At 49.1% G+C, this 23,877-nt stretch carries 19 protein-coding genes; 7 read left to right on the top strand and 12 right to left on the bottom strand.

What is annotated here, in order from left to right:
* Positions 1 to 21: 21 nt before the first annotated feature.
* The 6 genes from AB3G37_RS12725 to rstA form a co-directional block, all read right to left on the bottom strand.
* Positions 22 to 903, bottom strand: coding sequence for a hypothetical protein (locus AB3G37_RS12725; protein WP_369787994.1), 882 nt, complete (start codon positions 901 to 903; stop codon positions 22 to 24).
* Positions 904 to 1,178: 275 nt separating this feature from the next.
* Entirely contained in the window at positions 1,179 to 2,030 is an 852-nt protein-coding gene (locus AB3G37_RS12720; RefSeq protein WP_369787993.1) for a serine protease, read from the bottom strand.
* A 378-nt stretch (positions 2,031 to 2,408) separates the two neighbouring features.
* Entirely contained in the window at positions 2,409 to 3,062 is a 654-nt protein-coding gene (gene asr / locus AB3G37_RS12715) for an acid resistance repetitive basic protein Asr (RefSeq protein WP_369787992.1), read from the bottom strand.
* A gap of 380 nt (positions 3,063 to 3,442) precedes the next feature.
* Positions 3,443 to 4,924 carry a carboxypeptidase M32 gene (locus AB3G37_RS12710; RefSeq protein ID WP_369787991.1) on the bottom strand — a complete coding sequence of 494 codons (1,482 nt, stop codon included), beginning with the start codon at positions 4,922 to 4,924 and terminating at the stop codon, positions 3,443 to 3,445.
* Positions 4,925 to 4,988: 64 nt separating this feature from the next.
* On the bottom strand, positions 4,989 to 6,293 hold the full coding sequence (gene rstB, locus AB3G37_RS12705) for a two-component system sensor histidine kinase RstB (protein ID WP_009636028.1): 1,305 nt from the start codon (positions 6,291 to 6,293) through the stop codon (positions 4,989 to 4,991).
* The gene (gene rstA / locus AB3G37_RS12700) at positions 6,290 to 7,021 is read right to left on the bottom strand and encodes a two-component system response regulator RstA (protein ID WP_369787990.1); all 732 of its coding nucleotides are present in this window, start codon (positions 7,019 to 7,021) and stop codon (positions 6,290 to 6,292) included. The genes rstB and rstA overlap by 4 nt, the downstream gene beginning before the upstream one ends.
* A gap of 273 nt (positions 7,022 to 7,294) precedes the next feature.
* On the opposite strand from rstA, the gene AB3G37_RS12695 reads away from it, so the two are divergent.
* Positions 7,295 to 7,714, top strand: a complete 420-nt coding sequence (locus tag AB3G37_RS12695; RefSeq protein ID WP_009636030.1) for a hypothetical protein — start codon at positions 7,295 to 7,297, stop codon at positions 7,712 to 7,714.
* Positions 7,715 to 7,849: 135 nt separating this feature from the next.
* On the opposite strand, the gene ydgH is transcribed toward AB3G37_RS12695, so the two are convergent.
* The gene (ydgH, locus tag AB3G37_RS12690) at positions 7,850 to 8,824 is read right to left on the bottom strand and encodes a DUF1471 family protein YdgH (RefSeq protein ID WP_369787989.1); all 975 of its coding nucleotides are present in this window, start codon (positions 8,822 to 8,824) and stop codon (positions 7,850 to 7,852) included.
* Positions 8,825 to 9,361: 537 nt separating this feature from the next.
* Here ydgH and pntA point away from each other — a divergent pair.
* Positions 9,362 to 10,891, top strand: a complete 1,530-nt coding sequence (gene pntA, locus AB3G37_RS12685; protein WP_369787988.1) for a Re/Si-specific NAD(P)(+) transhydrogenase subunit alpha — start codon at positions 9,362 to 9,364, stop codon at positions 10,889 to 10,891.
* A 10-nt stretch (positions 10,892 to 10,901) separates the two neighbouring features.
* Positions 10,902 to 12,293, top strand: coding sequence for a Re/Si-specific NAD(P)(+) transhydrogenase subunit beta (gene pntB, locus AB3G37_RS12680; protein WP_369787987.1), 1,392 nt, complete (start codon positions 10,902 to 10,904; stop codon positions 12,291 to 12,293).
* Between the two features lie 84 nt (positions 12,294 to 12,377).
* On the opposite strand, the gene uspE is transcribed toward pntB, so the two are convergent.
* The 4 genes from uspE to AB3G37_RS12660 all read right to left on the bottom strand — a co-directional run bounded on the left by uspE (position 12,378) and on the right by AB3G37_RS12660 (position 16,945).
* Positions 12,378 to 13,349, bottom strand: a complete 972-nt coding sequence (gene uspE / locus AB3G37_RS12675; RefSeq protein WP_009636034.1) for a universal stress protein UspE — start codon at positions 13,347 to 13,349, stop codon at positions 12,378 to 12,380.
* A 155-nt stretch (positions 13,350 to 13,504) separates the two neighbouring features.
* The gene (locus AB3G37_RS12670) at positions 13,505 to 14,260 is read right to left on the bottom strand and encodes an FNR family transcription factor (RefSeq protein WP_009636035.1); all 756 of its coding nucleotides are present in this window, start codon (positions 14,258 to 14,260) and stop codon (positions 13,505 to 13,507) included.
* 578 nt (positions 14,261 to 14,838) lie between these two features.
* The gene (locus tag AB3G37_RS12665; protein ID WP_009636036.1) at positions 14,839 to 16,059 is read right to left on the bottom strand and encodes a glycosyl transferase; all 1,221 of its coding nucleotides are present in this window, start codon (positions 16,057 to 16,059) and stop codon (positions 14,839 to 14,841) included.
* A 58-nt stretch (positions 16,060 to 16,117) separates the two neighbouring features.
* A complete protein-coding gene (locus AB3G37_RS12660) occupies positions 16,118 to 16,945 on the bottom strand; it encodes a mannosyl-3-phosphoglycerate phosphatase-related protein (protein WP_369787986.1) in 828 nt (275 codons plus the stop codon).
* 291 nt (positions 16,946 to 17,236) lie between these two features.
* Between AB3G37_RS12660 and smrA the strand changes: the two genes are divergently transcribed.
* The 3 genes from smrA to AB3G37_RS12645 all read left to right on the top strand — a co-directional run bounded on the left by smrA (position 17,237) and on the right by AB3G37_RS12645 (position 20,168).
* Positions 17,237 to 17,812 (top strand): DNA endonuclease SmrA, encoded by a 576-nt coding sequence (smrA, locus tag AB3G37_RS12655; RefSeq protein WP_369787985.1) that lies wholly within the window; start codon positions 17,237 to 17,239, stop codon positions 17,810 to 17,812.
* Positions 17,813 to 18,022: 210 nt separating this feature from the next.
* Complete coding sequence (apbE, locus tag AB3G37_RS12650) at positions 18,023 to 19,078, top strand: FAD:protein FMN transferase ApbE (protein ID WP_369787984.1); 1,056 nt, start codon at positions 18,023 to 18,025, stop codon at positions 19,076 to 19,078.
* A gap of 244 nt (positions 19,079 to 19,322) precedes the next feature.
* The gene (locus AB3G37_RS12645; protein ID WP_369787983.1) at positions 19,323 to 20,168 is read left to right on the top strand and encodes a serine hydrolase; all 846 of its coding nucleotides are present in this window, start codon (positions 19,323 to 19,325) and stop codon (positions 20,166 to 20,168) included.
* A gap of 63 nt (positions 20,169 to 20,231) precedes the next feature.
* On the opposite strand, the gene glgX is transcribed toward AB3G37_RS12645, so the two are convergent.
* A complete protein-coding gene (glgX, locus tag AB3G37_RS12640; protein ID WP_369787982.1) occupies positions 20,232 to 22,505 on the bottom strand; it encodes a glycogen debranching protein GlgX in 2,274 nt (757 codons plus the stop codon).
* A gap of 243 nt (positions 22,506 to 22,748) precedes the next feature.
* Between glgX and AB3G37_RS12635 the strand changes: the two genes are divergently transcribed.
* Positions 22,749 to 23,696, top strand: a complete 948-nt coding sequence (locus tag AB3G37_RS12635; protein WP_369787981.1) for a 2-hydroxyacid dehydrogenase — start codon at positions 22,749 to 22,751, stop codon at positions 23,694 to 23,696.
* Positions 23,697 to 23,877 lie beyond the last annotated feature (181 nt).

Below are 23,877 nucleotides of genomic sequence, written 5' to 3'. Positions count from 1 at the left end.
AATAACTCTCGCTTAAAGGTATTAAGTAAGATCTTCCATAGAGCGAGAGAAAATTTTGGCACTCAATGGGTTTACCGCATTAGTCGAAACGCTGTGAATTGTTTTATCTTTACGAGATGAGGATATAGCAGCAAGAAGCGAAAGTGAGGTGCCTAATCCTTTGGCGTCATACTTTCCAATAGTAACGCCGAATTGCTGTTTTATTTCCTCGCGCTTAGTTGAATCTAACCGGGCGAGAAGTGCTGTTGGATGGACTGATACACCTCTAACAGTCATGACACCGTTAAAATGTGACAGTACGGCAATCGCAAAAGAATCATTATCTTTTTTCTTTTTCAGCTTGTAAAAATGCGCAGTTTCCTTTTCATGATTAGGCACCGTGAAAATGTCAGCTATGCCCTTAATGTATGCATTTATATCTATGGATTGTTCAAGATTATCGCTAATCGCTTCATCGTTTAGCATTCCACCAAGTTTACTTTTATAATCGATGGCCAACTTAGCATAAGCAACGCTCAGTTCGCCTGCTTCGGCAGCGGAAATACTTTTTATTTTAAAATCGCCGGATGAACGATAACGATTTTGATTAGGAACTTTGGGACGGAATTGCAGTTTAGTGAAATGTTTAACCAAGCGATTATTCATTAGCTGCATGGGTAAATGTTTGCGGAAAAACCCCCGCAGGCCTGAGTTCGGAAGGGGAGCAGAATGTGTCATGACGTCGTTTATACTCCCCGCCGAGGAACTCGTTTGACTAAGGCGCGAAGAAGGGGGCGTGGAGTGTAAGCTTAGCGTTTCATTTGAATCACGCAGCGCAGGGCCTGAGAGTTGATTCAGTAATTCTCTGGTACGTTGTTCAGCAAGTTCTTGTGCAGTTGGCGCATATAATGTGCCAGCCAGCAAGCGTCTATTCCACTCAACTTGGGTTAACAGCCCTGGGCTAGAGTGATCTGATGAGTTCGAAGTACGTGAGGACCTTGAAGACCGCCTGGAAGGCATATTTAATGGAGCAGCATAAGAAGGCATAAATATCCTTTGGGTGACTTAGGTTATTTTGCAAGCTTATGGCATCAATGCCAGGCTAGATAGGCGGCTCGATTCCGTACTATAAGATGATGATATTAATTGAGGATTAAACGCCAGTGTCTACACTTATAGCCCCAGACACTGGCAAAGGCCTAATGGGCCAGCTGGTTACCGCTTAATTCAACTAACGCGTCCCGGATTGCAGGAACAGCCAGGGCGCGGTTATCGGCCAGATAGCGGTCTTGCGCCGCTGGGGCCGAGCTCTGAATGCCAATCAGTGTCCATTTGCCATTCTGTTTAAGCAGCAACGGTGAACCGCTGTCGCCCGGCAGTGTGTCACAACGGTGTGACATCACCCCTGGCTGTGCCCATCCCGTAATTAAACAATCCTGATGACTGTACAAGTCATCGAGATGATCTTCCGGATAGCCAGCCTGAGTAACCTTGCGACCATTGGCCTTGAGCGCTGCGGTCAACTCATCGCGGGTTCCTTGCCATAAAGGCAAAGGCTTGATCGGCAATTTATGTTTAGTGTCGGTAATACGCACCAGCGCGAAATCATAAGGTGCGGCTTTTGGCGGCACAATCCAGCCATCGCCATCGGCTTTAAGTTTTTTACCCAGTGTCGGGTCAACCAGCGTCTCTAATGAGGTAATTTTGTAGCGCCATTTTTCGTGCTGAGAAACAAAGCGCAGGGCGATCACTTTATCGAGATTACCTGGAGGGGCCATAACGCAGTGTCCGGCAGTTAACACTAAATGCTCTGAAATCAGCGTGGCGGTACACAAGTTGCCACTGGCTGTTTCTATCTGACCAATTGCCTGCCAGGGCCAGGTTTTAACTTCACTAACGTGAGTACGGTGATCCTGGCCAAAAAATAGGGCAGTTTTCTCTTTAAGGCTGATCGCGGGAGCATCTGAATCGCTATCCGAATCGGAAGAGTCGGCATGAGCAGGGAGAGCGAAGCAGAAAAAGCACAAGACAAGCGGTAAAGCTATGCGCATATCGTTTTGACCTTGAGTGCGGGGGATGACTGGTGTCGATGAGTAAGATATTGATTATAGCTGGTTATAGCTTTCAGGAAACAGGAGGTCGTGTTAACTCGTTTTAAAACTGTTTCTGATTATGCTGACAGGTGAATGACGTTTCCATTAGAAATAAAAGAATAACGTGATCAGGCCGCAAAGAATCAGTGAACTTAGGGTAATTTCGAACAGGTAGCGTCGCAGCATCGTCCATCAATACCTCAAGATTGCCTAAAGTGATAACCCCGTTTTTAAATCGGACTAAGGGGTATAAGGCCGGAGAAAAAAACACCCGGCGAACCGGGTGTCAAATAATCAGTCTTGATAATGGTGAGACGATTTGCTCACAAAGACTTATTACTTAGCTGCTGGTGCAGCTTTTTTAACGTGTTTCTTGGTAGTGTGCTTTTTAGCAGCCTGAGCTTTCTGAGCTACTGGCTTCTTGGCAACGTGTTTCTTGGTAGTGTGCTTTTTAGCAGCCTGAGCTTTCTGAGCTACTGGCTTCTTGGCAACGTGTTTCTTGGTAGTATGCTTTTTAGCAGCCTGAGCTTTCTGAGCTACTGGCTTCTTGGCAACGTGTTTCTTGGTAGTATGCTTTTTAGCAGCCTGAGCTTTCTGAGCTACTGGCTTCTTGGCAGCGTGTTTCTTGGTAGTGTGCTTTTTAGCAGCCTGAGCTTTCTGAGCTACTGGCTTCTTGGCAGCGTGTTTTTTAGCAACGTGCTTTTTAGCAGCTTGAGCTTTCTGAGCTACAGGCTTCTTGGCAGCATGTTTCTTGGTGGTTTTCTTTTTAGCAGCCTGTGCTTTTTGAGCAGCTGGCTTCTTGGCAGCGTGTTTCTTGGTAGTTTTCTTTTTAGCCGTGTGCTTTTTAGCAACTGGAGCTTTAGCAGCCGGAGCAGCAGTAGTGGTGGTGGTTGCAGCAGCAGCTGGAGCAGCAGTTGTAGTTTCAGCTGCGAAAGCTGCAGAAGACAGGCCCATTGCAGCGGCAATAACCAGAGCTAATACCTTTTTCATCGTTAATTCCTCAGAATTTTAATTTGTGTATCCACCCCACTGCGGGGCCGGTGAATGAATACTAGGCCTGTTACTGTCTGGTGTCCGTTAGTGATTGGTTTCGGCGTGTAACGCTATGTACAAAGTATTAAATCTATAATTATCAATATTTTATTCTTGTTGCGACGTTGATTTCTACATCTAAAAACCCTATTTAGTTACAACATACTGATTATTGCGGTTACTTGTGATATCTGAAGGTGCATAAATGTCTGTAAATCAGGGGGATCTGTAGAGATTAATTAAGATAATTCTGGGCGGCGGCGGGGCTTTTACCCGGCCCTGAAATTTCAGAACCGGGTGGGGGATTTCAATTAATGTTATTACAGAATTTAACGATATTACAGATAACGGCTTTCGAGATGCTTACGGAAATAGTCAGTGTTTAGCGTTTCACCGGTAGCATTGACCATGAGCTGATCGGTCGAGAAACGGCTGCCGTGCTGCCAGATGTTTTGATTCAGCCATTGGAACAGTGCAGTGAGGTCGCCGCGGCTAATATCATCTTGCAGGGTGGGAATGGCTTTATTTGCGGTCTGGAATAATTGTGCAGCGTACATCGCTCCCAGCGTGTAAGTCGGGAAATAACCAAAGCCGCCATCGGTCCAGTGAATATCCTGCATACAACCGTTGGTATAATTACCTATCGTGTCGATGCCCAGATATTGCTGCATTTTGCTGCTCCACAGCGCCGGAATATCCTCTACTTCAATTTCACCCTCAATCAGCGCCTGCTCGATTTCATAGCGCAGGATGATATGTGCCGGATAACTGACTTCGTCGGCATCGACACGAATATGTCCTGGCTGCACGCGCTGGTTAAGATTGATAAAGTTGTTTAGATCTAATCCGTCGCGCTGGCCGAACTGCTCAGTGACCAATGGATGAATAGATTTCAGGAAAATTGGGCTAGCGCCAAGCTGCATTTCAAATAACAGACTTTGTGATTCGTGAACCCCCATCGAACGCGCATTGGCTACCGGTTGTCCGAGCCACTCTTTAGGTAAATTCTGTTCATAGCGGGCATGTCCGGTTTCGTGGATAACGCCCATCATGGCGGTAATAAACTCATCCTGATTATAGCGGGTGGTAATACGCACATCCTGAGGGACGCCGCCGCAGAAAGGGTGGGCGCTAATATCAAGACGGCCAGCATCGAAGTTGAAACCCAAACGTTTCATGACTTTCAGCCCGAGCTGTTTCTGCTGTTCGATGTCAAACGGCCCCTGCGGCTGAATAAACTGTATTGATTGCTGTTTATCGACCACTTTTTGCAGCAACTGCGGTAACCAGGTTTTCAAATCGCCAAAGATCACGTCGAGCTTGGCGGCGGTCATACCAGGTTCGTACAGGTCAAGCAGGGAATCATAGCGGCTAATGCCAGCAGCCTGCGAACGCAAAGTCGCTTCTTCACGGCTGAGTTTGACCACTTCACGCAGGTTATCGACGAAGCCTTCCCAGTCGTTGGCCGGACGCTGACGACGCCACGCGTGCTCACAGCGCGCACCGGCCAGCGATTTGGCCTCCACCAGGCTTTCGGGCAACAAGGCTGCGTGCTGGTAATGGCGCGCCATTTCACGCAGGTTGGATTGCTCAAGATCGTTGAGGTCTTCTTGTTTGGCCTGTTCCAGCCACTCACCGACTTTACCCGCGGTCAGTATCTGATGCTGGAGTACACTGAGTTCGGCCAAGGCTTCCGAACGCGCCTTGCTGCCCTCCGGTGGCATCATGGTTTGCATGTCCCATCCAGCAATGGATGAAAGGTGGCTAAAACGTGATAACCGGGTGAATGTTGCGCGTAACTGTGAATAAGCTGTCGCCATGATCTACTCCATGCTTTAAAAAAATATGAATACCCGCGCTGCAAGCCAGCGGGGTCATGCCCGATTACTGCGGTTCGATTGCCAGGTTAAAAGAGGGTTTTATCGGCCAGCTAAAACGTATGCTGGCTCCTCCAAGCGGGCTGGCATCGACCATCACCCGACCCTGATAGGCCACGGCAATTGAATGTACAATCGCCAGGCCTAAACCACAGCCGCCAGTCGCTCTGTCACGGCTTGGGTCAAGACGAACAAAAGGCTCGAAAATACGTAGACGCTCTTCTGGTGGAATTCCGGGGCCATCGTCCTCAACCTGCAGGTTGGCTTCTTCTCCCTCGAGCCACAGGCTAATACGCAGCGTGTTGGAGGCGTAGCGCTGGGCGTTGTTCACCAGGTTGTCCAGCACGCGCTCCATCAGGCGCAAATCGACACCACCAAAATCAGCGGGTTTGGGAACGTGAAGCTCGATTTCATGTTCTGTATTTACCAGACGGAAGTCATCGGCTTTATCTTCAATCCATTCGGGTAGATTAATTTTCGTTAAATGTAGTGCCACCTGAGGGCGATCCAGACGTGCATAAGTGAGTAACTCATCAATTAGCGATTCCAGCTGACCGATGTCGCGGTTAATCGCCTGCTGTTCAGAATCAGGAAGATTTTCGCTGATTGCCAGACGATAGCGCAGTCGTACCAGCGGAGTTCGCAGTTCATGGGCTATGCCGTCGATAAGCTGCTTCTTGCTGGCAATCAATGTATTAATATTATCGGCCATCTGGTTGAAGGCAATGCCCAGCCGGTTAAGGCTTGAGGTCGAGTCAAAATTGGTGCGTTCATCAAGATGCCCGTTGCCCAGACGCAGGGCCGAGTTTTCGAGCTTTAGCAAGTCTTGCCAGTGGGGCCGCATCCATAGGAATACCGGCAGAGCCAGCGACAGGCCGATGAAAATAAGCAGGCCTAAATCAAGCAGCCGCATTTCATGCATATAAAACAGATAGGGTATTGGCCCGACGACCAGCACATAATTACTGCGAGGAACGCGCTGGATAAAGGTGTATTCGCTGTCAAGGGCGATAATTTCGCCATCACGAAGCTGGGCGTCCAGCGCCGGGCTGAGTTTGCGTTTACCCAAAGGCTCGATATGCAGTTTGAACGATAGGTTCAGTTCAAGGGTGCTAATGGTTTTATTCCAGTCACGAATGGGGATTTCTCGCAGCTCACTGCGCATCAGATAAAGTGAGCTTTTCATCAAGTCATTCATCGACTGGCGACCGGTTCGTTCGGCGGTAACCTTATAAACCAAACCAACCAGCATCGCCATGACCAGAAAACATACCAGCAGCAGCAGGAAAAACTGCACAAAAAGCTTTCTCATCCCTGCACCGACTCCCAGGCATTAGGGGCAAACAGATAACCTTTATTACGCACTGTTTTAATGCGGAAAGGCTCGAGGGCATTGTCATAAAGTTTGCGACGCAGGCGGGAAATGGCGACGTCGATGCTGCGATCGAGTCCGTCATAGCTTACGCCGCGAAGATTAAGCAGCAGGGCTTCGCGATCCATAATGCGGCCAGCGTGAGTGGCGAGCTCCCACAGCAGATCGAAGTCAGAAGTTGAAAGAGTAATCGTTTCCTCGCCCAGCGTGACTTCTCGGTTTACCGGGTCAATACACAGTTGGCCAAAGTGCAGGGCATTGCCTTTTTGAATCGGTTTGCCGGTTTTTTCCGGTTCGCTGCCCGCTGTCGTTCGCTGGCGCAGATGCAAACGCAGGCGCGCCAGCAGCACCGCGGGCGGTGTAGTTTTCAGAATATAGTCGTTGGCGCCCATTTCCAGCGATAATATGTGGTTCATATCGCTATCGAGGGACGTCAACAGCACAATAGGGCCATCATAGGCCGGGCGCAGATCGCGGCAAAGGGTCATGCCGTCTTTTCCGGGCAGCATAATATCCAGCAACACTAAATCAGGCTGTTCGAGAGCAATTCTTGCCTGAGCCGTATCACCGCGTGGTTCTATCAGAACTTCAATGTCATGCTTACCCAGATAAGCAGCGATCAGCTTGCCTACCTCGGCGTCATCTTCTACAAAAACGATTCTATTCATTGGTTTGCTGTTAACATAAAAATCGGCTTCCAGAATAGCGCGAGCAGGGCATCAACGCTATGACCCAGTCTACATTAACGCAGTTTTTGGCCATGGTTAAAAGCGGAAAGCACTTTAACTCACTGGCAAAGTAGCCATAAACTATGTCATTATATAAAGCTATGCCATTATATAGATGATTGTGTTTATCGTTTCAAAACATTATCTTCAAAATAGTAAGGTCTTTTCTAACTCACGTTAGATTAGTTAGCACTGGCCGCGAGAGGAATGGAGATGGCTGATAGTCGCCTGGTACCCGATGTGCGAAGTGAAACAGCTTCCTTTGATTATATGGAATACCTGTCCGCATCGTGCAAGAAGCAATGGAGTTTTCTCGATGCCATCTACGGCGTATTACCTTTTTTCGGCATGGTGTTGAGATCTCGCACTACCCACGAAAAATCTAAACAAGACACGCTTAACGCGTTGGCATTGCAGGTGGTTTCTACCCAGGTCAGCGATGAAATCAATATCGTACGTTTAATTGAGCTTGCACAGCAGCAAAATATTTACAGCGTAGATATTCATCTTCCTTATGGATTAACCGAAGAACAAATTGCCGCTATCCATCGGGAATGCAAACATCCGCTCGCGCTGACCCAGAGTGATGAGCATTTAGCGGTGCAGATACTGATAGATTCCTCAAAGCATTAAACAGTCATTCAGCGAGTTATTCTTCTCGACTCCCCATTTTCGAAAAAAGCGGCATTTCGCACACGGTGGGTGATGTCGATTACTACAACCAAAGACTTGGCGTCCTTGGTTGTAGCCAACCTAAACATATTTCAATTACTTAAACAGGTCTGCTGTAACAGTCAGGTTGCCACCGCTTTGGTTCTGCCACTGGCGAGTCACGTGGTAGAATTTAGCGCCTGCGGCATCGGCACGCTTCGCAACTTCTTGCGAGACATCAGTGATGCTGTTGAAGTGGCCCGTAAAGGTCACAGTTTTAAACGGCGTCATCTGTGCGGCAGTAACATTGTTAACTTCTTCAACTTTATTGCCGCTTGGCAATGTCACCGAGTAGCGTTTACCGGTTGAAGACTGTGTCTGGAAGAACAGACCAACATTGCTGCTTGGTGTGCTGGAAGAGGCCACGCCAGGAATTTCGACTTTCTTGGCTTCAGCACCACCGGCTGCCAGCGCGGCACGACCCGCTTCAGAGTTGTAAGGAATAGCATCCGGGCTCTGGGTCACGCGCTTGGGCGCATCTTTCTTGTACACGAAGGCAGTAATGTACTGATTGCCGCCGTTGTTGGCATCAATTTGGCGAACGATAAAGAACGAGTATGCGCCTTTAGCTTTCGCCGCCTCTGCTACTGCCTCTAAAACGTCTGGCTGGCTGTGGAAAAGGCCATTAACGCTGACGGTGTCAAAAGGTTCGAGCTGGAAAGCGACTTCTTTCGGCAGCTGCTTAACGCCGCTCACTCCATTGACGCTGTTCAGAACCGGTTTAGGGCTGGCCTTGGGGGCATCTTTACGATACAGATCAGCCACTACGCGCCAGTTACCGCTTTCACTAACGCTGTTGGTATCCAGAATATAGAAATATGCCGCGCCTTCTTTATCAGCACGTTTCGATGCTTCGTCAGAGGCATCGCCCAGATTATTAAAATGACCAGTAAATGCAATGCGATCAAAGGGTTTTAGGGCAGCTGCTTTCTCGGGACTGATTTCTTCTGCAGCCTTGGCTACAGACAAAACAGAGAGTTGCGAGATTAATAAAACAACGGCCGATGCGATGATCGTTTTCGTCTGCTTCATAAAAAATCCTTTCACCTTGCGCAGTAATGTTGAAACATGCTGAATTATTGATGTGTAACAGATTAGCTCCCGATTATTGCATGTAATAATGGCGAACGCTTGAGTAATTTTTTAAAAATCGCAACCCCTAAATCTTAACTCAGGTCACTTTAATTTCTATTGATAACTTATATAAGTAGGGTGACTCAATGAATAAGTGAAATAAATGTTAATTTTTTACATTTTACTCACTTTTTCCTGCGCGGAGTGAGGATTTGATGATGCCTTGCAGAGTGAATCATCTCGTTTAATTACCATTATTAAGTGAATTAAATAGGTAATTTGGCCCGTTAGCAGAGGGATTGTGGCTTATGCCGCTTTTAGGTGATTTAACCCTCATAACTGCGCTTTCAATGTAGCTTATTAATCTGATATTCAGTAGGTTATAGCCGGCCTGAAAAATGCGTCAGTAATTCGGCGAAACAAGCCGACAGGTTTTTAATTTTCTATCTACATCGATGACTAGCATTATCAAATAAAAGGGTGAAGGGAATAATTATGCGTATTGGTATACCAAGAGAACGGTTGACCAATGAAGCCCGCGTTGCAGCAACACCAAAAACGGTGGAACAACTGCTGAAACTCGGCTTTACAGTCGCCATCGAGCAGGGCGCAGGTAAACTGGCCAGTTTTGATGATGCTGCGTATGCAGCAGTTGGTGCAACGGTCGAAGCGGGTGATGCCGTTTGGCAGTCTGATATCGTGATGAAGGTCAATGCGCCTCTCGATGACGAAATCAATAAATTACAGGCAGGATCTACTCTGGTCAGCTTTATCTGGCCTGCACAGAATCCTGAACTGATTCAAAAGCTTGCCGAGCGTAATGTTACTGCGCTGGCCATGGATTCTGTTCCGCGTATTTCACGCGCACAATCTATGGATGCTCTGAGCTCGATGGCTAACATCGCCGGTTATCGTGCAATCGTCGAAGCCGCTCACGAGTTTGGCCGCTTCTTTACGGGGCAGATAACCGCCGCAGGTAAAGTTCCACCGGCAAAAGTAATGATTATCGGGGCCGGTGTTGCCGGTTTGGCGGCCATCGGTGCAGCGGGCAGTCTGGGTGCTATCGTTCGCGCCTTTGATACCCGTCCGGAAGTAAAAGAGCAAGTTCAAAGTATGGGCGCGGAATTCCTCGAGCTCGACTTTGAAGAAGAAGCCGGCAACGGCGACGGCTACGCGAAAGTGATGTCCGAAGCTTTTATTAAGGCCGAAATGGCGCTCTTTGCCGCGCAGGCTGAAGAAGTCGACATCATTGTCACTACCGCGCTTATTCCTGGCCGTCCGGCACCTAAACTGATCACCCGTGAAATGGTTGAATCAATGAAGCCGGGCAGTGTGATCGTTGACCTTGCTGCACAAACTGGCGGTAACTGCGAACTGACCGTGGCAGATACCATCACCGTGACGCCAAACGGCGTGAAAATCATTGGCTATACCGATTTGCCAAGCCGCCTGCCGACACAGTCGTCTCAGCTTTACGGCACTAACCTGCTTAACTTGCTGAAACTGTTGTGCAAAGAGAAAAACGGCGAAATCGTTATCGACTTTGATGACACCGTCGTTCGCGGCGTCACGGTTGTTAAATCAGGTGAAATCACCTGGCCAGCTCCGCCAATTCAGGTTTCTGCTCAGCCACAGGCTGCCAAAGTCGAGGCACCGAGTGCCAAAGCCGCAGCCAAGCCTTCGTCGCCGTGGACCAAATACATCATTATGGCGATTGCTGTGGTGTTGTTTGGCTGGTTGGCAGACGTCGCGCCAAAAGAGTTCCTGTCGCACTTTACCGTATTCGCGCTTTCTTGCGTGGTGGGTTACTACGTGGTCTGGAACGTCAGCCACGCGCTGCATACTCCTTTGATGGCGGTAACCAACGCAATTTCAGGCATTATCGTTGTCGGTGCATTGCTGCAAATCGGTCACGGTGGCTGGGTCAGTTTCCTGTCTTTTGTCGCGGTGCTGATTGCCAGTATCAATATTTTTGGCGGATTTACCGTCACTCAGCGCATGCTGAAAATGTTTCGCAAGAATTAAGGGGTAGCATATGTCTGGGGGTTTAGTTACAGCTGCATACATTGTTGCCGCTATTCTATTTATTTTCAGCCTTGCGGGATTGTCGAAGCACGAGACGTCCAGGCAGGGGAATATTTTTGGCATCACCGGAATGGCGATCGCGTTAATCGTGACCATTCTCGGACCTGACTCCGGCCACACTGGCTGGATTATTCTGGCGATGGTTGTCGGCGGTGCGATCGGCGTTTATCTGGCGCGTAAAGTCGAAATGACTCAAATGCCAGAGCTGGTCGCGATTCTGCACAGTTTTGTCGGATTGGCGGCTGTACTGGTTGGCTTTAACAGTTACCTCGACCGTGGCGCAGTGCCGATGGAAGGGGTGATGGAAAATATCCATCTGGTCGAAGTGTTCCTCGGCATCTTTATCGGCGCAGTGACTTTTACCGGTTCAATTGTAGCGTTTGGCAAGCTGCGCGGGATTTTCTCCTCCAAGCCGCTGGCTCTGCCACATCGCCACAGGCTGAATCTGGCGGCGCTGGTCGTTTCCTTTATGTTGCTGATTATCTTTGTGCGCACCGAAAGTGTGTCCACTCAGGTACTGGCTCTGCTGGTCATGACCGTGATCGCTCTGGCTTTCGGCTGGCATCTGGTGTCATCCATTGGTGGAGCAGACATGCCGGTGGTGGTTTCAATGCTTAACTCTTATTCGGGTTGGGCGGCGGCGGCGGCGGGCTTTATGCTCGGCAATGACCTGCTGATTGTCACCGGCGCGCTGGTGGGTTCTTCAGGTGCGATCCTGTCTTATATAATGTGCAAGGCGATGAACCGCTCGTTTATCAGCGTGATTGCCGGCGGTTTCGGCACCGAAAGCTCCTCGACCGGTGACGATCAGGAGATGGGCGAGTACCGTGAAGCCAGCGCGGAAGACGTGGCTGAAATGCTGAAAAGCGCCAGCTCGGTGATCATCACTCCTGGCTACGGCATGGCGGTGGCACAGGCGCAGTATCCGGTGCAGGATATCACCGCTCGACTTCGCGCCAAGGGTATCAAGGTTCGCTTTGGTATTCATCCGGTTGCCGGTCGTTTGCCCGGGCACATGAATGTGTTGCTGGCTGAAGCCAAAGTGCCTTACGATATCGTGCTTGAAATGGATGAAATCAACGACGATTTCAGCGATACCGACGTGGTGCTGGTGATTGGCGCCAACGATACCGTTAACCCGGCGGCACAGGAAGATCCGCGCAGTCCAATCGCGGGTATGCCGGTGCTGGAAGTGTGGAAAGCGCAGAATGTTATCGTGTTTAAGCGTTCAATGAGCACCGGTTATGCTGGCGTTCAAAACCCGCTGTTCTTTAAAGAGAACACTCACATGCTGTTTGGCGATGCAAAAGATAGTGTTGAAGGGATCCTGCGCGCGCTTTAATTGATCGCCAGTTTCTAGATAAAGAAAAAGCCAGTCATCGTGACTGGCTTTTTTTATCACAAAACGATGTCGAATTTCGTGGGTTTATTCGGCATCTGCCGCTTTAAGGTTTTGGCTAGTTTCATCCAGTGTAATCGGACAAACGAAGTCATCAGGCTTGATTGCCAGCAAATCACATTTCAGGTGATCAATAACCTGTTCAGTGGTGTTACCGAGAAACGCAGCGGAAAGTCCGGTGCGGCCAATAGACCCAAGAACCACGACACCAGCCTGCAAATGCTCGGCCAGATCCGGGATAACCTCTTCAGGCAGCCCTTTCTCGACGTGGGTATATTTTTCATCGAGCTGAAATTTTTGTCTTAAGGCCTTCATGGCAATTAGATGCTGACCACGGATGGCATCGTTATACACACTAGGGTCGAAATCTGGCAGCTCAATCGCAATATTGATTGGCGTAACCGGGTAAGCGCCGACTAGGTGAACTTCAGTCTGATTGACGTGGGAAGCCAGCTCAATGCTTTCTTTAACCAGTTTGATGTTGAGCGGGTCGTGATAAGGCTCTTCACTGGACAGGTTGACCGCCACCACCGCTTTGCCGCCCTCGGGCCAGGGTTGGTCTTTCACCATCCAGACCGGGCAAGGACATTTGCGTAAAAGATTCCAGTCGGTAGGTGTGAAGATAACCGACTCGAGGCGGTCGTGCTGATGGGCCATCTTGAGCAGCAGATCGTGCTTGCCGACCAGAACTTCATTAATGATGGCTTCAAAAGGTTTGTTATTCCACACCACTTTAATATCAATGGGAATACCCGCTTCGACATAATAGTGGCACTGCTCGGCTATCCATGCGGTACGTTCGCTGATCACACCCTGACGCATTGCGCTGCGCTCTTCAGGGGAAAGCATGGTGGTCATTTCATAGGAAAAATCATAGATGGACAGGAAGGCTTTAATCTTCCCGCCGTTGCGTTGAACCAGATACACCGCACGGCGTAACGCCGGTTGGTCGTCCTGATTGGGGTCAATAGCGACCAGAAGGTTCTGATACTTGGCCAAGGTAGCCTCCTAAACATCTGTGATTGAAACCGCACAGTTATAGAGTAAACCAGGAAGAGGAAACAGAACAGAGGATAAATTGAACCGGATCAATAAACTAAAGTTAATTTTGATCCGGTATTAACCGCTGCCAGAGGTAACAGCGGAGAGTTTATTTAAGAAGCGACCGGCAGAGGGTGCCCGGCAAGCACGGAAAGCGCGCTATAGTCTTCAATTGTAATGTATTTGCCTTTCACGCTGAGCATGCCGGATTTCTGGAAACGGCCCAGCAGGCGGCTGATGGTTTCAACCGTTAAGCCAAGATAATTACCAATGTCCCCGCGCGTCATAGTCAGGCGAAACTCACGCTGCGAGAATCCACGTTGCGAGAAGCGGCGGGCAAGATTGTAGATAAAGGCCGAAAGGCGCTCTTCAGCGTTTTTCTTGGACAGCAGCAATATCATGTCCTGGTCGCCTTTTATCTCGCCGCTCATCAGACGCATCATCTGCTGGCGCAGTTTTGGCATTTTTCCAGAAAGGTCATCCACGGTTTCAAACGGGATTTCGCAGACCATTGAGGTTTCCAATGCCTGGGCAAAACTTGGGTGCTGTAGCCCGGCAATTGCGTCGAAACCTACCAGATCACCGGCAAGATGGAAGCCGGTTATCTGCTCATCGCCTTGCTCGGTAATGGTATAGCTTTTAATGGTCCCGGAGCGAATAGCATAAAGAGACTTGAGTTCGTCCCCTGCTTTAAACAACGTTTGCCCTTTCTGAATCGGTTTTTTTCGCTCAATGATGTTATCAAGCTGGTCGAGTTCATGCTCGTTTAAGGTGAATGGAATGCATAGTTGACTAATACTGCAATCTTGGCAGTGAATTGCACAGCCACCAGATTGGATACGTCGAATAATACGTTTTTCCGGGATCATAGGTTTCGCTCTCGCAATATTGATATGAGTCAATTTTAACATCATTTGCAATAAGTGATAAGTGCAATATTTGTTTTAAATAGGGTATTTACTTAAAAGCCACGATTTATAAAGGGTTTTTTCTTAAATAAATATTGATCTGACAACCGATTATTACCTCATTAGAGTTAGAGATTAATGTTTAAATATAAAATTTAAAATTATCAATGAGATATGATTGCCATGAAATATGGATATTTTTAACTTGCGCGGTGAAAGCCACCAGAAAATTTTGAGGTTAATATTCCAATTGTTGCCGTAATGTTATTTTTAACCTAATGGATACTTTTAGTAGATTATTTTAAGTAAGAGTTTAAGTACCCCGAGGGAGTTATTGACTAAGGTTTATTAAGGGAGATTCACGCTATTAAATCGTCTGGCATTAATATTTAATGTTATTGAGTAGGGTTGCGGTCGAAATTTCAACAACTTAGAACGAAACCTGGCCAATCAATCAGCCAGGCATCGGATATTTATTACTTCAACTCGAAAAACATGACCTTGTCCTGAGTCGTGCTTAAACGAGAAATGGGAGCAGGTTAAACATTACCTTTATTGTCTTCCTCCACTGCATCATGCAAACGTTCAAGCATATCCGGGAAGGCAGACTGCACGCGGCTCCAGCTTGGAATGAACGGTTTTTCACTCGGCGTATCAATAAACGCCGAGCCTGCTTCCATAATCGCGCCGGAGAACAGTTCTACCGCCGACTCCTCGCTGTGTCGATCAAACTTCAGACCATTCATGCGAGCATCGTGTTCAAAGCCATCAATCATATCCAGCGCATTACGATAATAAGTGGCTTTAAGGATACGGAAAGATTCTGAGGTGATAGGAACCCCCAAAATTGCCATTTTGCGATACAGCGCCTTGGTAATATCAATACTCATGCGCTGTAGCCCATTGCTGGCGTCGTCTTCAGACATCGGTTGATGCTTGTGATCGTAATTATCCGCGATATCCACCTGGCAAATACGCTTGGTCGCCGTGGTGCGATGCAGCTCGGAAAGTACGCCAATCTCCAGGCCCCAGTCGCTGGGAATACGCAAATCATTCAGCACGTGAGTACGCATCGCAAATTCGCCGGAAAGCGGGTAGCGGAAGCTGCGCAGGTACTCGAGAAACTCAGTGGTGCCATAGACTATCTGCAACGATTTCAGCAATGGGAACACCAGCAAACGACCCACGCGACCATTAAATTTGCCGTCGGCGACCCGGGCATAGTAACCCTTGCAAAAATCATAATGGAAATTAGGGTTTGCCACCGGATACATCAGGCGTGCAAGCATGTCACGACTATAGGTGACAATGTCACAATCATGTAACCCAACGACCGTGGTGCGGCGTGAAGCCAGCGTGTATCCGACACAGAACCACACATTGCGGCCTTTTCCCGGTTCCATTGGCGAGAGATTTTCTTTCTTCAACTCTTCATCCAATGCCTTGAGTCGCGGACCGTCGTTCCACAAAATACGGTGTCTTTGCGGCAGCCTGGAGAAGAATTCGCGGGCGAAAAGAAACTGATCGCGGTCGGCGCGATCGAGTCCAATAACAATTTCTTCAAGGTAGGGAACCTTGGTCAGTTCATCGACAATCTTGGATAATGCAGGTCCTTCAAGCTCCGAGAATAGGGAAGGGAGAATCAAACCCATTGAGCGGCGACCAGAAAATACCTGTAAATCGTATTCCAATTCTTCTAATTTTCGTTTTGTCAGATTGTGAAAATTAGTAATGATGCCGTCCTGATAAAAGTCGCTCATAGGAACCTCTCTAAAAGTACCCGCGGATCTGTCGCTTTAGCTCCAGTTTTCCAGGGCCTTATTGTAGTGGAGTAGATGGCGGGCTGATGATGTGGTCGAGCCCCTGCTTCCAACCTTCAGGTCCGTGCTGGCTGGTACGAAAAACGTGCTTCTCCTTGTCGAGCTGCATGGGGCGGTCATGATGACCGAGAATAATAACTGAATAATCAGTGGCATTAAGCATGCCAATATCGTTGGGACCATCACCCAAACCGATGCTAACCACCGGCCTTGCGGTGCGCTGGTGGTATTGTTGGCTGAGCCAGTGCACCGCCGGACCTTTACCGGCCTCGACGCCCATGACATGCCAGAAGCGGCCACCGCGAGTTAGAGCAAGTTTCTCGGCCTGTAAAAATTTCTCGAAACGAGCGAAATCCAGATCATTACCAAACCAGACGATAGGTTCAGAGGCTTCACGCTGCATCGCCAGTTTTGCCCCTTCTTGCGGCAGACCGGTCCAGTCAATTACCTGTTGGACACTGACATCGCCAAAACCGCGAAATTCAAAATCATAACGTTGACGCAGGCTGACCAGAGTATGGCGAATTTCTGAATATGCCAAACCGATAACATGGCTGATTGACGAGTTCTCGCGCGAGGGCCAGCCAGCAGGAAGGCCAATCAACGCACCGTTTTCAGCAATAAAAGGGTGCTGCGTAAGTTGCAGCTGTTGCTGAAGTTCGGCAACTTCGGCGGAGGTTTTGCTGGTAGTCAAAATAACCGGCACCTGCGCCGTACGCAGTCTATCTAGCCATTCCTGAGCCGGCTGCCAGCTGTAACTGTTATGGTCCAGTAGCGATCCGTCGAGGTCAGTAAATACAACCAGATTGTCATCAAGGTACGGCATCTTTTCTCCTCACTTTTAATGGAAACAGTAAAGCCGCGTATTGATGGTTTTCTGTTCCAGCTTTTAAGTATATACCGAAATTTATAACCTATTTTTTAAGCAATTCAATAACACGCCATGTTACAGGGAGTTATCTGAGTATCACCGGGCTAATAGCCACTAAATTAATCCAGGAAGATTGCAGCCAGAGCATTTTTCTATACACTCAAAATTTGGGGTTGATTGGCCAGCATAGACAGCCGTCATCCTCGAAAAGTGCATAAAACGTTCAGCTACGTCGGGAGGCAAGCGATGAAAAATGATGATGAGAATGAGGATTTTCTTTTCTTTCAGGAAATGGCCGACGTACAGAAATTATCAGAAAATAATCAGGTGGTTTACTTAAAAATCCATCATAAAACCCTCAAGTCTTGCCCAGAGGAGCTACAAGAGCCCGAGAACATTCTCACCACAGGATTTCTCGAGGTGATCGACTGTGCCGAACCGCTGGAATACAAGCAGGATGGCGTGCAGCAGGGCGTACTGGACAAGTTGCGCCACGGTAAATATCCACTTGAAGCGAGCCTTAACCTGTTACGCAAACCGGTTGAAACCTGTCGCCAGGAGCTATTTAGCTTTTTCTTGCAGGCGCAGGCACAAAATCTACGCACCTTGCTTATCGTACACGGTCGCGGCCGTCATGATGAAAGTCACCCCAATATTGTTCGTAGCTATCTGGCGAAATGGCTTAAACAACTCGATGAGGTGCAGGCTTTCAGCGTCGCCTTGGGTAAAGACGGCGGGGCGGGAGCCTGTTATGTCGCGCTGAAAAAATCTGCCGCCGCCAAGCAGGAAAACTGGGAACGCCACGCTAAACGCAGTAAATAAATCACGTTTAAACGACAGGAAAACAGGTAACTCTGTGTTGGCATTGTTAACGCGAGGTTTAATAAGATCTGTATACTCTCAGGCCCACGGTTTTGATATCTCGCAAGTTTATTGTCTTTCGATGTATGGGTATCAATACCTTGGACCTCTAGGCTGTTAGTTTGAAAGTCTGAGTATCAACTTTTTATGCGTTTCGCTAAGCGAGTTTTCATGCTGTCCAATCGTCATCTTATTGCTACTTCTCTGGTTATCGGCTGTGGGGCGCTGCTCGGTGCCTGCGGGCCGACAAATGAAAACCAGCCTGCCGTCGTTATATCTGGTACAACCATGGGCACCTATTATCGCGTTAGCATGGTAGGTCTGGATAAAAGCCGTGAACCAGAGCTGCGCCAGCAAATTGAAGCCCAGTTGAAAGAAGACGATCATGAGCTGTCGACCTACAAAAACGATTCGGTGCTTTCCCGGTTCAATCAATATCAGGGCACTGACCCGCAGCCAATCAGCAATGGGATGGCCGATGCCATTATCACTTCACTGCGCATTGGTCATAAAACCGATAATGAGATGGATATCACCGTCGGTCCGCTGGTGAATCTTTGGGGCTTTGGCCCGACCAAAGAGCCGGTAAAAATGCCGACCCAACAGCAAATCGATGCTGCCCGTGCGGAAATTGGCCTGCAACATCTCAAGGTGATTCAGCAAGTTAATGGCGATTTTCTGCAAAAAGATATGCCCAATATGTACGTCGATTTATCTACCGTGGGCGAAGGTTATGCCACCGATCACCTTGCTCGTTTAGTTGAAGGAAACGGGATAAGTAATTATCTGGTGTCAGTGGGCGGAGCCGTTGTCTCACGCGGCCATAACCCTGAGGGCAAACCTTGGCAGGTCGCTATTCAAAAACCCACCGATAAAGAAAACGCCGTGGAAGCGATTGTTGATTTGCAAGGCATGGGGATCAGTACTTCCGGCAGTTATCGAAACTACTATGAGCTGGACGGTAAACGCCTTTCGCACATTATCGACCCAGCAACCGGGCGTCCAATCACCCACAAATTAGTTTCTGCTACCGTGATTGCTCCAACGGCGCTGGAAGCCGATGGCTGGGATACCGGCCTGATGGTGCTAGGCACCCAAAAAGCGTTGGCTTTGGCCGAGAAAGAGCATTTGGCGGTGTATTTGATTACTAAAGAGCCGAACGGCTTCAAAATTACGATGACGCCGCAGTTTAAGGCCTATTTGCGAAAAGCCGATAAATCACGCTGACTCTGGCTAAGAAATTTCTCAAAACGGTTTCGCCGATCCCTACTGCGCGGGGCCGTTTTGTTCTGCAACGATTTTTTTACAATTTACTTTTTGGTCGCCCGGTGCAAGTTGGGCAGTATTTGTCTTAGGGGGAGCTTTTGTCTGGCAGAAAAAGCGCGATCCCCTGCACTGTCTTCAGGAAAGCGGCTGGATTGTCACTATGTTGTTGAAGTCATACATTCATTTTTAAAGTCTTATGGTCGTCATGTCATTTTTTTCCCGCAATCTTGCTTCTAAAACTATCCGTTTCGCGCTGCTGGCTACTGCGCTATTCGCTTCACTGGTTTCAACCAGCGCGCTGGCTAAAACTTATCCCCGCATGCTGTCACGATCGGTTTTGGTGATGAACGCCACCAATGGCCGGGTGCTTTACCAGAAAAACACCACACGGGCTTACCCCATAGCCTCATTAACCAAGCTAATGACCGCGATGGTGGTGCTCGACAGCAAACAGTCATTACAGCAAAAAATCACGGTAACCTCGGCGGATCGCGATTTGCTGAAGCATACCCATTCCCGCCTGACGATTGGCTCGGTGCTGTCACGCAAAGATATGTTGCACATTGCACTTATGTCTTCCGAAAACCGCGCCGCTGCAGCGTTGAGCCGTTATTATCCCGGCGGTCGCAAGGCGTTTGTGCGCCAGATGAATCGCAAGGCGCGAGCTTTTGGTATGCGGAACACTCATTTTTATGATCCGACCGGCTTAACGCCGCGAAATACCGCCTCGGCGCATGATTTGGCAATAATGGCCAAGCATGCTTATCGCTACGCGTTAATTCGTCAGCTTTCAACAGACAAACGCTACGTGGTGCATCCGGGACACGGACAACTGGTGTATCGCAGCTCTGACGGGCTTATCAACAATAAAACCTGGAATATCGTGCTGCAAAAAACCGGCTTTACCGATCAGGCCGGGCACTGTCTGATTATCTACAGCAAGATCAAAGGGCAGGACGTATTGATGGTGATTGCTGGCGGGCCTCGCGGTTACTCCCACTATCACGATGCATTGGGGCTGAAAGCCTGGCTGATGCACGGTAATCTGTAGGCTGCGTTGCACAGACAACAGGGCAGGCGTAGGCGAAAGATTATCGCCGCCGCCTGCCTGAGTTTATTTCGGCAAGCTCATTAACTCGAACAGCACCACGGTGCGCGAAGTACATTTATACTCTCGGCCAAAGTCGAAGCTGTGCTCATAAATATCATCCGGTTGGAAAGTATCCAGAATGTGGCGCCAGCTTTGACCATGTGCCACCGACGGCAGTGTAAACACCACATCTTCATGGGCGGCATTAAACAGCAGCAATACGGTGCTCAACGAACCGTAACGCATCAGGCCGGTGGGCTGTGCGCGACCGTCCAGCAGCATACCGATACATTTAGCGTGCGCGTCACCCCAGGCCTCATCGGTCATTTCCTCTCCGTTAGGCTGAAACCAGCTAACATCTTTTACATCAAGCTTTTCATGCAATTCACCCGTCAGGAAGCGACCCCGGTGCAGAATTGGAAAACGCTTGCGCAGGGCTATCAGTCGATAAGTAAACAGAATTAACGCCTTGCCTTTGTCGCCGATTTCCCAGTTAACCCAGGCGATAGGGGTATCTTGGCAGTAGCCGTTGTTGTTGCCGTTTTGCGAACGGGCAAACTCGTCACCCGCCAGCAGCATCGGCGTGCCCTGCGAGAAGAACAGCGTGGCCAGCATGTTGCGCATTTGCCTGACGCGCAGCTCGTTGATTGCCGGATCGTCGGTTTCGCCCTCTAAGCCATAGTTGGCTGAAATATTGTTATCGGTGCCATCCTGACCCCCTTCGCCATTCTCATCATTGTGTTTATCCTGATAAGAGACCAGATCGTTAAGGGTGAAGCCATCGTGCGCGGTGATAAAGTTGACCGAGGCGTAAGGCTTGCGGCCACGATGGTTAAAGATGTCGGCAGAGCCGGACAGGCGCGTGGTGAACTGCGCCAGCTGGCCCTCGTCACCCCGCCAGAATTGACGGACGGTATCGCGGAAACGGTCGTTCCATTCCACCCAGCCGGGAGGGAAACCGCCAACCTGATAGCCGCCGGGGCCGCAGTCCCAAGGTTCGGCAATCAGCTTGCACTGACTTAAAATCGGGTCCTGACGGCAGGTATCGAGGAAGCCGCAGCCCTCATCAAAACCGTAACTTTCGCGCCCAAGAATGGTGGCCAGGTCAAAGCGAAAACCGTCGACCTGCATTTCGGTCGCCCAATAGCGCAGCGAGTCAGTCACCATCTGCAACACGCGCGGATGACTGAGGTTTAAGGTATTACCGGTCCCGGTATCGTTGATGTAGTAGCGTTTATTTTCCGGCATCAGGCGATAATAGCTCGCGTTATCAATGCCTTTAAACGACAGCGTCGGGCCAAGTTCATTGCCTTCGGCGGTATGGTTATACACCACATCCAAGATCACTTCGATTTCGGCCGCATGCAGCGCGGCGATCATCTGCTTGAACTCACTGATAGTGTGCGTCGCCATATATTGAGGATGCGGCGCAAAGAAACTCAGTGTGTTATAGCCCCAATAGTTGTGCAGGCCGTTATCCTGCAAATGACGGTCATCGGTAAAGGCGTGGATAGGCATCAGCTCGATTGAGGTGATGCCCAGCGATTTAATGTAATCGACAATTTGCGGAGTGCTCATGCCAGAGAAGGTGCCGCGCAGATGTTCGGGTACCGCCGGGTGGCGCATGGTGTAGCCGCGAACGTGAGTTTCATAGATGATGGTATGTTCCCACGGCACGGGATTTTTACGCGATCTGGACCATGAAAAAGCAGGGTCTATAACTCGACACTTAGGCAGAAACTGTGCGCTGTCGCGATCGTCAATGTGCAGGTCTTTCTTATCGCTTTCCATATCGTAGGCAAAAAGTGCATCGTCCCATTTCAAATCACCGACGATTTGCTTGGCGTAAGGGTCGAGCAGCAGTTTGGCCGGGTTAAAACGATGGCCGTCATGCGGAGCATAGGGACCGTGTACGCGATAACCATAAAGCAGGCCGGGGCGCGCATCGGGAAGGTAGCCGTGCCAGACTTCATCGGTGTATTCTGGCAAATCGATGCGGTCATATTCTTCGCCATCGTCATTAAACAGGCAAAGCTCAACTTTGGTGGCATTGGCCGAGAAAATAGCAAAGTTGACGCCTAATCCATCCCAGGTTGCGCCTAATGGCACAGGCAAACCTTCGCGAACGCGAGTCTTGTGGCCGCTATCAAAGTTTTTAACCAGTTCTCCATCGCTGTAGGGATGGATCAGACGCACTCCTTGCTCGTTAACTTCAACATCTACTTGGGCCTGAGGTTTAATTTGGGTGTCGAGTGAAGCCGTAGGTTTAACGGGTTTTTTAGGTGGGGCTTTGGCCATCGTTAGACAATCTCCGGGAAAGTAAACAATCAAAGTTGTGCAAAGCGCATATCTGGAGTGTAGACGAGTTTACAAAACGCACCTTGAAACAGATGATTTGGCCGAAATACTGTACAACTTGAAGTTGTTACCGGATAGTAAATAGCAGGCTAGTTATTTTTTTTCGAGCGCGTTTAAAGCGCCATATGACGTCATGCAAGGCCATTTTTTACGCCTGACGATGATTTTTTTGGGGGATTAGCGATGAATATTCCACTGTTATGCCATTTTGAAATGGACCCTGGCTTCCCGGCGCATTATGCCGCGGCGGGTTATGAAGTCCATTATGCTCGAACGCCGCAGGAGCGTGACAACCTTGACCCAAAACTGGCCGTAGAAATTCGCGCGGTCTTAACCGTGGGGTCTATCGGCCTTTCAGCGCAGCAGATGGCATCGATGCCGAAGCTGGAGATAATTTGTGCGCAGGGAGTTGGCTTTGAATTAATCGATACTCAGGCAGCCAAAGCGCGAAATATTCAGGTTACCCACGGGCCAGGAACCAATAATTCTGCCGTTGCAGACCATACTTTGGCCCTGATGCTGGCCATAACGCGTAATATCCCCGATTTTGACCACCGAGTTCGTACCGGCCAGTGGGCACGCTCCCGCGTGGTAACGCCGGGCATGTTTGGTAAGAAACTCGGTATTATCGGCCTTGGGAATATTGGTATGCAGATAGCCAAACGCTGCGCCGGAGGTTTTGACATGCCGGTGGGATATTTCAATCGCCGACCGATTATAGATAGCCCATACCAATATTTTGATAGCCGTGAAGCCTTGGCGCGCTGGGCTGATTATTTGGTGGTTGCCACACCGGGCGGTAAAGACACACGCCAATTGATAGACGCCGACGTATTACGTGAATTAGGCCCAAGCGGTTTTCTGATTAATATCGCTCGCGGAACCGTGGTTGATACCACCGCGTTAATTGAAAGTCTCAACAATCATAGCATTGCTGGCGCAGCGCTTGACGTGCTCGACGGCGAGCCTGACGTCCCCGAAGCGCTGATTGGCATTACCGGTAATTTGGTCATGACTCCGCACGTTGCTGGTCGCTCGCCACAGGCCATGAATAATATGATGCAACTGGTGCTCGGCAACCTCAACGCCCATTTCTCCGGCAAGCCGGTATTAACGCCTGTTCCGGCATAATAAAGGTGTTTATCCGAGCTGATTACATTCAGTAAAGTCGGCCAATAAACATTGAAATACTGCATCAAACGGATATAAAGCATCACCCCTTATTAGGAAAAAGCATAAGTAACGATTTTTTCGTATTTGTCCTCCTGCTGACTTGAACGTAACAATAGCTCACAAGTAAAACTAACAGGGG

It is taken from the genome of Rouxiella sp. WC2420 (assembly GCF_041200025.1).
Classification (GTDB): Bacteria; Pseudomonadota; Gammaproteobacteria; order Enterobacterales; family Enterobacteriaceae; genus Rouxiella.
Note: the sequence above shows the minus strand (reverse complement) of the source record. Positions and strands in the feature narration are given on the sequence as shown.

Coding starts and splice junctions, on each gene's coding strand:
- AB3G37_RS12720 (WP_369787993.1), bottom strand. CDS start 2,030: ATGCGCATAGCTTTACCGCTTGTCTTGTGCTTTTTCTGCTTCGCTCTC.
- asr (WP_369787992.1), bottom strand. CDS start 3,062: ATGAAAAAGGTATTAGCTCTGGTTATTGCCGCTGCAATGGGCCTGTCT.
- AB3G37_RS12710 (WP_369787991.1), bottom strand. CDS start 4,924: ATGGCGACAGCTTATTCACAGTTACGCGCAACATTCACCCGGTTATCA.
- rstB (WP_009636028.1), bottom strand. CDS start 6,293: ATGAGAAAGCTTTTTGTGCAGTTTTTCCTGCTGCTGCTGGTATGTTTT.
- rstA (WP_369787990.1), bottom strand. CDS start 7,021: ATGAATAGAATCGTTTTTGTAGAAGATGACGCCGAGGTAGGCAAGCTG.
- AB3G37_RS12695 (WP_009636030.1), top strand. CDS start 7,295: ATGGCTGATAGTCGCCTGGTACCCGATGTGCGAAGTGAAACAGCTTCC.
- ydgH (WP_369787989.1), bottom strand. CDS start 8,824: ATGAAGCAGACGAAAACGATCATCGCATCGGCCGTTGTTTTATTAATC.
- pntA (WP_369787988.1), top strand. CDS start 9,362: ATGCGTATTGGTATACCAAGAGAACGGTTGACCAATGAAGCCCGCGTT.
- pntB (WP_369787987.1), top strand. CDS start 10,902: ATGTCTGGGGGTTTAGTTACAGCTGCATACATTGTTGCCGCTATTCTA.
- AB3G37_RS12670 (WP_009636035.1), bottom strand. CDS start 14,260: ATGATCCCGGAAAAACGTATTATTCGACGTATCCAATCTGGTGGCTGT.
- AB3G37_RS12665 (WP_009636036.1), bottom strand. CDS start 16,059: ATGAGCGACTTTTATCAGGACGGCATCATTACTAATTTTCACAATCTG.
- AB3G37_RS12660 (WP_369787986.1), bottom strand. CDS start 16,945: ATGCCGTACCTTGATGACAATCTGGTTGTATTTACTGACCTCGACGGA.
- smrA (WP_369787985.1), top strand. CDS start 17,237: ATGAAAAATGATGATGAGAATGAGGATTTTCTTTTCTTTCAGGAAATG.
- apbE (WP_369787984.1), top strand. CDS start 18,023: ATGCTGTCCAATCGTCATCTTATTGCTACTTCTCTGGTTATCGGCTGT.
- AB3G37_RS12645 (WP_369787983.1), top strand. CDS start 19,323: ATGTCATTTTTTTCCCGCAATCTTGCTTCTAAAACTATCCGTTTCGCG.
- glgX (WP_369787982.1), bottom strand. CDS start 22,505: ATGGCCAAAGCCCCACCTAAAAAACCCGTTAAACCTACGGCTTCACTC.
- AB3G37_RS12635 (WP_369787981.1), top strand. CDS start 22,749: ATGAATATTCCACTGTTATGCCATTTTGAAATGGACCCTGGCTTCCCG.